The 11,304-nt window shown below is 66.1% G+C and carries 8 protein-coding genes; 2 read left to right on the top strand and 6 right to left on the bottom strand.

Translation table 11 applies throughout. The features are described 5' to 3' along the window. The first annotated feature begins 11 nt into the window (after positions 1–11). Positions 12–281 (top strand): mycoredoxin, encoded by a 270-nt coding sequence (locus tag ACFI9K_RS06170; RefSeq protein WP_222093039.1) that lies wholly within the window; start codon positions 12–14, stop codon positions 279–281. Positions 282–288: 7 nt separating this feature from the next. Here ACFI9K_RS06170 and nudC read toward each other — a convergent pair whose 3' ends face one another. Further along, positions 289–1,191 (bottom strand): NAD(+) diphosphatase, encoded by a 903-nt coding sequence (gene nudC / locus ACFI9K_RS06165; RefSeq protein ID WP_462662692.1) that lies wholly within the window; start codon positions 1,189–1,191, stop codon positions 289–291. A gap of 25 nt (positions 1,192–1,216) precedes the next feature. Beyond that, complete coding sequence (locus tag ACFI9K_RS06160; protein WP_222093494.1) at positions 1,217–2,284, bottom strand: potassium channel family protein; 1,068 nt, start codon at positions 2,282–2,284, stop codon at positions 1,217–1,219. Positions 2,285–2,389: 105 nt separating this feature from the next. Here ACFI9K_RS06160 and ACFI9K_RS06155 point away from each other — a divergent pair, with 105 nt between their 5' ends. Beyond that, positions 2,390–2,776 carry a DoxX family protein gene (locus ACFI9K_RS06155; RefSeq protein ID WP_462662691.1) on the top strand — a complete coding sequence of 129 codons (387 nt, stop codon included), beginning with the start codon at positions 2,390–2,392 and terminating at the stop codon, positions 2,774–2,776. Here the strand turns inward: ACFI9K_RS06155 and ACFI9K_RS06150 are convergent. The 4 genes from ACFI9K_RS06150 to ACFI9K_RS06135 form a co-directional block, all read right to left on the bottom strand. Further along, positions 2,739–6,158, bottom strand: a complete 3,420-nt coding sequence (locus tag ACFI9K_RS06150) for an ATP-dependent helicase (protein WP_462662690.1) — start codon at positions 6,156–6,158, stop codon at positions 2,739–2,741. The genes ACFI9K_RS06155 and ACFI9K_RS06150 overlap by 38 nt on opposite strands. Further along, positions 6,155–9,466: an ATP-dependent helicase gene (locus ACFI9K_RS06145; RefSeq protein WP_462662689.1), complete on the bottom strand. Its 3,312-nt coding sequence runs from the start codon at positions 9,464–9,466 to the stop codon at positions 6,155–6,157. Before ACFI9K_RS06145 ends, ACFI9K_RS06150 begins: the two co-directional genes overlap by 4 nt. A 64-nt stretch (positions 9,467–9,530) precedes the next feature. Next, positions 9,531–10,175, bottom strand: coding sequence for a response regulator (locus ACFI9K_RS06140; protein ID WP_462662688.1), 645 nt, complete (start codon positions 10,173–10,175; stop codon positions 9,531–9,533). Continuing rightward, positions 10,172–11,293: a sensor histidine kinase gene (locus tag ACFI9K_RS06135; protein WP_462662687.1), complete on the bottom strand. Its 1,122-nt coding sequence runs from the start codon at positions 11,291–11,293 to the stop codon at positions 10,172–10,174. The genes ACFI9K_RS06140 and ACFI9K_RS06135 overlap by 4 nt, the downstream gene beginning before the upstream one ends. Between the last annotated feature and the right edge of the window lie 11 nt (positions 11,294–11,304).

The following is an 11,304-nucleotide window of genomic DNA, read 5'->3' as shown; positions in this document are numbered from 1 at the left end:
TGACTCTTGTCGTGACCACTACCGAGAACACTCCGCAGACCCCGGCCGCACTCACCGTTTACTCCACCACGTGGTGCGGTTACTGCCGTCGACTCAAGACACAGCTCGACGAGGCGGGAATCACCTATGCCGAAATCGACATCGAGGAGAACCCGGAGGCGGCCGACTTCGTCGGAAGCGTCAACAACGGAAACCACGTAGTACCGACCGTTCTCTTCGCCGACGGCTCGACGGCCACCAATCCCGGTCTGGCCGAGGTCAAGCGCGCGCTCTCGCTCTGATCGAGCGTCAGACCGCGGCCGCCCACGATTCGAGCATTCCGCGCGCGATGGAGATGGAACCGGGGAGCAGCAATCGGGACGTCGACTCCGAGCCCCAGTCGCCCAGTTCCAACGCCGCAACGACCTCGGCTCGATCGAACCAGTGGGCTTCGGCGATCTCGCCGTCCTGGAACAGCAACGGCTGCTCCGGGTCGGCGACGGCCGAAAATCCGATCATCACCGAACGCGGAAACGGCCACGGCTGGCTGCCCAAGTAGTCGATGTCGGAGACGTCGAGGCCCACTTCTTCCTTGATCTCGCGCGAGACGCAGCTTTCCAAGGACTCGCCGGCCTCCACGAAACCCGCCAGCACCGAAAATCGCCGCTCGGGCCAGGCCGGCGCGCGCGCCAAGAGCACTCGGTCTCCGCCGTCGTGAACCAGGCAGATGACGGCGGGATCGCTACGGGGGAATTCTTCGTGGCCGGTGGACGTACTGGTGCGAGACCATCCCGCGTTCGATGAAACCGACGCGGACCCGTCGAGCGAGCTGAATTGCGCGCTCGCATGCCAGTTGAGGATGGCCAGCGCGCTGGTCACGATGGACAACGCCGTGCCGTCCAGGCGATCACCGTCGGTCCGTAGGTCGCCGAGCGTTCCCGCCAGGACTTCTACCCGCCGGGCCCACAGGTATCGGTCCTCATGGATTCCGAGAAACACCGCGTCGGCCGTGGGCTCCGGGGCAACATCGACCGCGGGGGTCAGGATCAGACCGTCCTCGTCGACGCCGAATCGCCCTCTGCCGTCCACGTTCAACAGTCGGCCGGTCGACCAGCCCGCTGCGAGTGCTGCGGTATCTCGGCGCAATTCCTCTGCCCGGTTCAGCGGCGACCGGGAGAGGCGAGGTGGGTGAGCGAGGCGGAATTTCGGCACGCTCGCAAACCCTACTCGGACTTCGTTAGTCGCCCACACGACGGATGTACAGCAGGCGATCCGACGCCTCGACCGCATCGACTTCCGGCGTGCCGACCCGGAACAGTTTGCCGCCCCGCACCACACCGAGCACGATGTCGGTGAGGTGGCGCGGAGAACCGCCCACCTCGTCGCGCTCGACTTCGCGCTCGGCGATCGCGAAACCTGCTTCCGGCGTCAACAGGTCCTCGATCATTTCCACCACGGACGGTGTGGACGTGGCGATGCCGAGCAACCGGCCCGCGGTCTCCGAGGACACGACCACCGAATCGGCACCGGACTGCCGAAGCAGGTGGGTGTTCTCGGCCTCCCGGATGGCCGCGACGATCTTGGCCTTCGGGGCGATCTCGCGGGCGGTCAGGGTGACCAGCACAGCGGTGTCGTCTCGATTGGTCGCGACGATGATGGCCGACGCATGCTGGGCCCCGGTCAGTCTGAGCACGTCGGACTTGGTCGCCGAGCCGTGGACAGTGACCAAGCCCAGGGCCGATGCGGCATCGAGCACCGTCTGATCGGTATCGACCACGACGATGTCGGACGCCGAAACGCCGTCTCCCAGCATCGCGTCGACTGCGGTTCGGCCCTTGGTGCCGAAACCGATGACCACGGTGTGATTGCGCACGCTGCGTCTCCATCGCTGAATTTTGAATGCCTGCCTGGAACGCTCGGTGAGAACCGACAGCGTCGTTCCGACCAGCAGAATGAGGAACAGGACCCGAAGTGGTGTGATGACAAGGATGTTGACCAGCCGCGCCGACGGACTCATCGGCGCGATGTCACCGTAGCCCGTCGTCGACAGCGATACCGTCGCATAGTAGAACGCGTCGAGGAAAGACAGTTCGCCGTTCTGGTTGTCGCTGTAACCGTCACGGTCGAGGTACACGACGAACGCTGCGAGAAACAGGATGCCGAGCGCCATCAGCACTCGTTTGTAGATTGCGCTCCACGGACTCGATTCCAACTCCGGAACTCGGAGCACTCCGACGAGCGCGAAGTCGGGCTTGTCGGTCAACGCGCCACTGTCGCTCAGGCGCGCGCGCAACCTACTTGCCACGTGGCCCGCCGACGTGTGCACAGAAGTCGAGATCATTCACGGCACGCAGCGTAACCCTATGCAACTGATCTGTGCCGACGACTCGGGATGTGGCACGGTGAGTGCATGACACAGCGATCAAGTCAGGCAGCCGCACTGCGCCTCGCCGGACTGCTCACCGGAGCCGGCATTCTCCACTTCGTCACCCCGACGTTCTTCGACGCGCAGGTTCCGACGGCACTGCCGGGCTCGGCTCGCACCTACACCCAGGTATCGGGAGTCGCCGAGCTCGCGGTGGCCGCAACACTTGCCAACCCCGGTACTCGGAAACTCGGCGGGGCGTTGGCGGCAGCTCTGTTCGTTGCGGTCTTCCCGGCCAACATCAACCTCGCATCGAAATACGTACAGAGCTCGAATACGTCACCGGCGCTCAAGGCAGCCATGCTCGCCCGGCTGCCGCTGCAGATCCCATTGATCACCGAGGCCCTGAAGGCTCGCCGGAACGCGCAGTAGAGTCGCTCGGCGTCGACGCGGCCGGACCCTCGATCAGTTCCGCCAATACTGTTGCGTCCGGCAGATTTTCGGGCGAGATGGTACGGCCGCTGCGGACGTAGTGGAACGCCGCGCGCACTCGGTCCAGTGGAACCGGTTCGCCTCGCCCGATGGACATCAGTTCGGCCCACGCCAATCGGTAGGCCGCGAGTTGCATCGCGACTGCCTGTTGTTCCGACGCCGTCGGCTCTGCACCGGTTTTCCAGTCGACGACGGTCCAGCCGCCGTCGGGGTCCGAGAACACCGCGTCGATTCGACCGCGCAGCACCGTGCCTGCCACCGATGTCTCGAACGGGACCTCCACCTCGACGGGACTGCGCAACGACCACTCCGAGTCCAGAAAAGCATGCTGCAACGTTTCCAGGTCGACGTCGGCCGACGCGCCGGTATCGGCCGAGCCGGGCAGCTCGTCGAGGTCGAGCAACCGAGTTGCCCCGAACCGCCGCTCGACCCAGGCATGAAATGCAGTTCCTCTGCGTGCCAACGGGTTCGGAGGAAACGGCAACGGCCTGCGCAGTCGCGATGCCAGGCCATCGGGATCCGCCGCCAAATCCACCAGCTGACTCACCGACAGGTTGCCCGGTAAGGCCACGTCGACTCCCTCGGCCGATCTCGCGGCCCGCTCCGCCAGCAGTGTCTCGACGTCGGCTGCCCAATTCTCCGGATCGGCCAGGGTCGAATCCTCGGCATTCTCACTCGAATCATGTTGCGTCGCAACACCATCTGCCAGTGCACGTAGCACCTCCCGCGCACCGCTCTCGATCGCACCACGCCTGGGCCCGAGGGGGTCTCGCGGCCAGGACGCAGTGTGCGGCACCGCCCCGAGTGGGTTCTGCGCCCCGTCCTCCGGAGCCGGAGCCCACTGCTCGATCACCGCTACGGCGTCGGCGGATTCAATGACCTGCCTGTGCAGTTCGTCGAGAAACTCCGATGGCCCACGCGGCTTGGTCGAGCTCTGGTCCCAGTGATGTGCGGAGACCAACAGCACCCGCTCGGTTCGGGTCAACGCCACGTAGAACAGCCTCCGGTCCTCGGCGAGGCGACGCCGAGCCAGCGCATCCTTGTGGTTCTTGACGGCATCTTCGAGGTCTTTGCGGTTGTACAGCTGGTCGAGTTCGAGAACCGGAACACCTTCTGAGCCCTCGCCTTCGAGTGCGCGATCGCCGCGCAACGACGGCGGCAGCTCGGCCATGGCTCCGAGCCAGGTCGAGGACGCGTTCGAGGACGGAAACACTCCCTTCGCCACGTGCGGCACGGCCACGACCTCCCATTCGAGGCCCTTGGCGGAGTGGACGGTGAGCACCTGCACTCGATGTGGGGCGACGTCGACCTCGCCCGGCGCGAGGCCGTCCTCGACCGTCTCCGCGGCGGCGAGGAACGACAGGAATCCGGTGACCGTCGCGGAGGGGTTGTCCGAGTAATCGGCCACCACATGAGCGAAGGCATCCAGGTGCTCGCGGCCGACTGCCCCGTCTGTGCTGATCGGCGTTCTGGCCTGTGCTTCGACGCCGATGTTCATGATCCGCTCGATATCGCCGACCAATTCCGTCAACGGTTGGCCGATTCGCTCGCGCAGCAGCTGCAATTCACCCGCGAGGGCGACGATTCGGCGGTATCCGACCTCCGAGTACCGCTCGGCCGGACCGGGATCAGCTACGGCGTCGGCCAGGCCCGCTTGCTCGGATTGCTCGCCCGGCAGTGCACTGCTGAGTGCTGCGTCCAATGCCTCGGGATCGTCGACCCGGCCCGCGGTGCCGTACCCGCTGCGTATCTCGAGTTCTCGGGCGCGCTGGGACAGTGCCCGCAGGTCAGTCGGCCCGATCTGCCAGCGAGAACCGGTGAGGATGCGCATCGCGGAACTGCCGGCCGTCGGGTCGGCGACCAGTCGCAGCATGGCGATGATGTCTGCCACCTCGGGAACGTGCAGCAAGCCGCCGAGCCCAACGACTTCCACCGGCAAACCACGGCTGCGCAACACCTCGGCGATCGGCTCGGCATCGGCGTTGCGGCGCACCAGAACTGCCGCGGTGGGCGGCGTGCGCTCCTGCTCGAAAGCCGAGCGGTACTCCCCCGCAATCCGGTCGGCAATCCACTCGCGTTCCTCGACAACGGTATCGGTGACGGCAATGCGGACGTCTCCGGGAACAGCCCCCGGACGAGCCCGCAGAGTGGGCACCGGGATACCGACGCGACGCAGCGGGTCGGTGATGAGGTTCGCCAGCGTCAGCGCTTCGGGCGGATTGCGCCAGCTGGTCAGCAGTTCCAGTCGAGGGGCGGGGCCACCGTCTGCCTGCGGAAAGTCGGTGGCGAACCGGGGCAGGTTCGCTGCCGAGGCACCGCGCCAGCCGTAGATCGATTGCATCGGATCGCCGACGGCAGTCAACGCCAACGTGGGGTCGCCACCGGATCCGAACAGTGACGACAGCAGGACACGTTGAGCATGCCCGGTGTCCTGGTATTCGTCGAGAAGTACCAGTCGAAAGCGCTGCCGTTCGGCAATGCCGACCTCGGCATGCTCGGCCGCAACCCGTGCCGCCATCGACATCTGCGAGCCGAAATCCAATGCACCCTCGCGCCGCAGAGTCTGAGCCAGCCGTTCCACCAACGGCAACAACCCGACTCGTTGATGTTGCGCGTCGAGGATGTTCAGCAGCTCCTTGGTAGGGCCGCCGCGTTGCCGCGGGCCGGGACCCAGAGTGTGCACCAGTTTCTCCAACTCCACGTGTGCCTGGCGCAGCTCGTCGGGATCGACGAGATGCTCCGCCAGCTGACCCGAGAGCGCCAGTACAGCCTCGGTCACCGACGTGGGATTTCTGTCCGTGTCCAGGTCTCCGTCCCAGGTGCTGACGACGCGGTGTGCCAGCTGCCACAATTCGGTTTCCGAGAGCAGGGTCGCGGACGGTTCGATCGGCAGCAGCAGGCCGTGCTCGGTGAGCAGTCGGCCGGCATAGGAGTGATACGTACTCACTTCGGGCTCGGCACCGAGAATCCGTTCACGCAGTGCCAGGCTGGGATCGAGTGCGCGCACCAGATCGGATCCGGCCAACCGCGCCAGCCGCGCGCGGATCCGAGACGTCAACTGCTGCGCGGCCTTTCGGGTGAACGTCAGCCCGAGTATCTGGTCGGGTTCGACGAAGCCGTTGGCCACCATCCACACCACCCGGGCCGCCATCGTCTCGGTCTTGCCCGCCCCCGCTCCCGCCACCACGAGCATCGGACCGGGTGGGGCTGCGATCACGGCAGCCTGCTCGTCGGTCGGCGGATGCTTCTGGCCCAGGGCGCGCGCGAGTTCTACCGGTGTCACCTGCGTAGCGCCGACACGCGCCCGCGTCGATGCCGTCATTGCTCGGTCACCTGCCGTCCCGTCTCGTGCGCCGGGCAACTCGACTTGACCGGGCAGTGCCTGCAGCCATCGTTCACGCGCGCCTCGAAGATCGGCCCCTGCGTAGCCGATGCAGCCTGATGCACGGTGTCTCGCCACTCCTCGAGTTTCTCCGGTGTCGGCACTTCCTGGACGCGCTGCGTCGCCCCGTCCTTGTTGTGCGGTTTGGCAACGAACACCAGTCGAGCGCCGCCGGGTTCGCCCGCAGGCTCACCCTCGATCGCACCGGCCGCAGCAGCAACCTGGTAGGTGGCCAGCTGGTGATGGTTACGTGCGTCCTCCTTCGACATGACCGTCTTTGCAGTCTTCACATCGATGATCACCGGTCGACCGTCCGGGTCGTGTTCGAGTCGGTCGATGCGACCACGCAACGCGACCGCCGGCTCGTCGTCCGACCGCGCCTCGAGTACTCCGTCGACGCGCACCTCGACTCCTGCCTCGGTGAGCTCGCCTCGAGTGCCGTGCAGCCAACTCTCGAATGTCTCCAACATGGCCCCGGTTCGATCCAGCTCGTGTCGCGAATACCACTGTGATCCGAGATCGACTGCATCCCAGGCAGTCTCGAGTGCACGACGAAGTTGCTCCGGTGGCATTCGGCCGGCGACGGCTTGAACGAGAGTGTGCACGAGGGTGCCGGTGACCGCATGGGTGTTGGTGCCGTCGTTGCCACCGTGACGTTCGAGCATCCACCGCAGCGGACAGGTGGTGAGTTGTTCCACGGTCGACGGCGACAGCGGAACCGGGCCGTCGCCCAGCTGCCACAACGGTGCGGCTGTGCTGAGCCCCGCCACGCCGAACCACTCGTCCGGGTGCGCGCCTCGAACACCGGCGTCGGCAAGAGTTGCCAGATGTCGAGCAGCTCGGTCTCGCTTGTCCGGATCCTGTTCGGCAACGACCGGATCGCACACGACACTGCGCAGCTCGGCAACCAGCATCGGCAGCGCCAACACCCGATGTGGAGCTTCGGGCGCGTCGAGCGGAAGGGGCGACTCGCCATCGGCGTCCACCCCGCGCAGTTCGTCGACGAAGCGAGAGCGAACGAGGTCTGCATCTCCGGTGCTCGAGTCGACGGCGGTGACGAGAAGGGCGGATCGAGCACGACTGCACGCGACCAGAAAGAGTGTGCGCTCCGCGGCGAGAAGGGGTGCCGATGTGGACAGACGCCCGTCGAGTGCGGCTCCGGCGTCGAACGAGCCGGACACGAGGTCCACCAGCGTGTCGGTTCCGAGAAGGCTTCCGCGCGCTCGAAGGCCCGGCCACAGTCCCTCCTGAACCCCCGCCACCGCAACGAGCTCCCATTCCCGACCCGCAGCGGAGTGCGCACTGAGCAGGGTGACGGCGTCGGCTCGAACCGTGGCGCGCTGCGAGTTCAGAGCGGGAATCTCCTGCTGCGCAATATAATCCAGAAATCCGCCGATCTGCGCCCGCGGCAGTCTGTCGACGTAGGCCGCCGCCGCGTCGAACAACGCAACCACTGCATCGAGGTCACGGTCTGCCTGGGCACCGGCCGAGCCACCCCACGCGGACGCGCCGGCCCACCGACGTTCGAGACCCGACGCCTGCCAGGCTGCCCACAACACGTCCTCGACACCGCGGCCGGTCCGGGCGACGGCCCGTGCCTTTCTGATCACGCCGAGGGCTTTGCGCAGTGGCGCGGACTCCACGTCCGACAGTCCACCGATCCATCCGGTCTTTCCGCGCGAATCCTCGGTGAGAACACCTCGGAGAAGTTCGGCCGAGTCGCGTTCGCCACCGGATGCGAGCTCGAATCTTCGCACTCCCCTACGCAGTCGACGCAGAGCCACCGGATCCGCTCCACCGATCGGACCGGACAACAAGGCCAGTGCGTCTTCGCCGTCGAAGGCCGGGTCGGACACGGCGCGCAACACCAGCAGTAGACCCACCGCCCCGTGTTGGCGATGCAACGGGAGCTCCGAGGTGGGCGTGACCATCGGAACACCTGCCGCGTGCAGTGCCCGCCGCAACGGTGCAACGGTTCTCGGCACCGACCGCACCACGATGGCCATCTCGGACCACGGCATACCGTCGATCAGATGAGCCCGACGCATCGCGTCGGCGATGATCGCGGCTTCCTTGGCCGGCGAGGACGCAACATGCACGTGCGCCGCGGGATCGCCGAATCGGGCAACGGCCACCGGCTCGGGACACCGGTGCCGACCGAGCCCGGGCAACCGTCTTGCCACGATGTCGGTCAACTCGGCCACCTCGGGCACGGACCGGTGATTGCGCGTCAGCACCACTCGGCGTGGCGAGTCCACCTCGACCAGGTCTGCGACGAAGCCGGGATCGGCACCACGAAAAGTGAACACGGCTTGATCGGGATCGCCTGCCACAACAGTCGATTCGGTATCGGTGCCGATCAGCCGAACCAACTGCGCCGCTTGCGGATCGAGATGCTGGGCATCGTCGACGACGAGGTGCCGGATGCGGGCGCGTTCACTGCGTAAAAGCTCCGGATCGGTGGCGAACGCCATCAGCGCGGCACCGATGAGCTCGGCAGCATCCAGACCGGGTGCCGTGGCCCCCGCAGCTTCGACGCCCACTGCCCCGCGCAGCAACATGGCTTGCTCGTACCGGGCGGCGAACCGTCCGACGGCAACCCACTCGGGCTTGCCGTGCTTGCGACCGAGTTTGATCAGGTCTTCCGGTCCGATTCCGCGTTCGGCCGACCTGAGCATCATGTCTCGCACCGCGGTCACGAAGCCTGCGGTACCGAGCGCGGGGCGCAAGCGATCCGGCCACTCGGCGGCACCGTCTTCAAGGTCGCCGCGCAGCATCTCGCGCACCACGGCGTCCTGCTCGGCACCGGTCAACAGCCGCGGGGGTGGGTTTCCGTAGAGCGATGCCTGCAGCCGCAGCACCGCGAAGGCATAGGAGTGCACCGTACGTACCAAAGGTTCACGTGTTGCTCTCAGCGCGTGGTCTCCACTGAAGAGGCCAGAGGTGATCACCTCGCGCACCGCGGTTGCCGCCCGTTTGGACTGCGTGAGCACGAGAACCGATTCCGGGTCGCCGGTGACGATGCGTGAGACCGCGTAATCGGCGACGAGCGACGTCTTGCCCGTGCCTGGGCCGCCGAGGATCTGCCACGGATTCCACCGGGGTGCGCCCAGCGCCGCCTCGGCCGCCGAATCCGGTCGTGAGGACAGGAGCCGAGCGGCCTCACCCGACCACACGCGGGCCGGCCGAGCGACCTGAGGTGCCCGGACGAGGGTGACCGTCGCGCCGTGTCTGCCGTCCGTGCTCATGAGTACAGATGCAATCACGGACCACCGACAGATCGGCCGCCGCCCGGATGAAGCCCAAAGCCGGTCAGTCGAGCAGCCCGTCCCGCAGGGCACGCAAAACTGCGCTGGTCCGGTCGTTCGCACCGAGTTTGAGAATGGCCGAGGACATGTGATTTTTGACCGTTCCTTCGGCGAGATGCAACGCATCGGCGATCGATCTGTTGGTGTACCCGCTTGCGACGAGCCGTAGAACGTCGGTCTCTCGTGGAGTGAGTGCTTCGACGACTCTGGCGTTGCTCGCGCCGTGCTTCCCGGTCCGGAGAGCGTTCAGCAGCCTCTCGGTGATGGCTGGTTGCGCCAAGGTGCGCCCGGCCGCGAGTTCACGTACAGCACCGCCGAGCCGCTCGAAGGTCACGTCTTTGAGCAGGTAGCCCTTCGCGCCTGCCTGCAGCGCACCGAGCACCAACTCGTCGTCGTCGAACGTCGTCAGAACCAAGACAGGAACCCGAATCCCTCTGTCCTGCAGTGCCCGAAGAGTCCACAGACCGTCGAACCGCGGCATACGTAGATCGAGCAACACCACATCGGGACGCTCGAGCTCGATCGATTCGACCGCAGCAGCGCCGTCGTCCGCCTCACCGGTCACCTCGATGTCCGGGTCCAACTCGAGCAGGCTGCGAATACCCTGCCGAACCAGAGTGTGGTCGTCGACGATCAGGACCGTGATCACGGTGCGGGCACCGTCGCATGGACCGCGAACCCTCGATCGACCGAAAAGTTCACCGTTCCACCCAGTCCTTCGATGCGCTCTCGGATTCCTTGCAGCCCGTGACCCTGCTCGAAATCGCCCGACGCCCGGCCGTCGTCGCGCACCGAGACCGACAGCGCACCGGTCGAATCCGCACGTACCTCTATCCACATCTCACCGGCGTTCGCATGGCGAATTGTATTGGTGATCATCTCCTGTATGCAGCGGACTACTGCCACCGTGCGAGCTTCGTCGACGCGTAGTTCGGGGTCGACCGCAAGATGCACGATCGGTTCGGGCAGCTGCGCAACCAGACGATCGAGCGACTCCCCCAGCACCGGAGTCCTGCTGCGCACCTCGCCGACGGCCGACCGAACGTCGCCGAGCAGGTCACGTGCAATGGATCGGGCCCGAACGACATGCTCGCGCCCAGGCTCGGAGACCTGATGGGACGCAACTTCGAGCTCGAGGCTCAGGGCGGTGAGCTGGTGACCGAGCACATCGTGCAACTCGCGCGCGATTCGCAATCGCTCGTCGGCCCGGGATGAATCGTCCAACAACGCACTGGCGGTGCGCAGTTCGGCGTGCGCGACCGCAAGCTCCCGGCGCAACCGAGCCTGTCGCAGCTGTGCGGTCACCGACAACGCACTGGCTACCTGCAGGGCACCGTAAATAGACATGATCAGCGCGATTTCGAAGATCCGTCCATCCCGGATCGCAACCGACACCCCAACACAGCAGGTGTAGACCGCAACGATGACCGCCACCGACGAGCCGGCCACCCGATACACGGCGAACGTCGAGGTGAAGACCAGCAGAATGGGCAACCAACCTGCAGTCGGGGCAGTCAGCACGAGAACCGGTACCAGCATCACCTGCGCGGCGAAGCTCGCGCGGACAATACGCTTCGGCAGCCGGTCTTCCCACCACATGCCCGCGGTCTGCACGAGCAGGAAGGCCACGAACAGCGTGGCCCAGACCCAACGCGGAACCAAGATACTGTCGGCGATCGACCGATCGAGGACGACGAGAGCGCCCATCGCGACCGCGAGCGCGGACACGAACGCGCCGGCCAGAACGTCGGGTCCGAGGCGTCTCATTCTGTCGACCC

Source organism: Rhodococcus sp. PSi06, assembly GCF_054960675.1.
This window is presented reverse-complemented; position numbering and strand designations above follow the sequence as displayed.

What these genes read in the sequence shown, in the direction of transcription:
- ACFI9K_RS06155 (WP_462662691.1), top strand. Translation starts at nt 2,390, where the DNA reads ATGACACAGCGATCAAGTCAGGCAGCCGCACTGCGCCTCGCCGGACTG.
- ACFI9K_RS06150 (WP_462662690.1), bottom strand. Translation starts at nt 6,158, where the DNA reads ATGACGGCATCGACGCGGGCGCGTGTCGGCGCTACGCAGGTGACACCG.
- ACFI9K_RS06145 (WP_462662689.1), bottom strand. Translation starts at nt 9,466, where the DNA reads ATGAGCACGGACGGCAGACACGGCGCGACGGTCACCCTCGTCCGGGCA.
- ACFI9K_RS06135 (WP_462662687.1), bottom strand. Translation starts at nt 11,293, where the DNA reads ATGAGACGCCTCGGACCCGACGTTCTGGCCGGCGCGTTCGTGTCCGCG.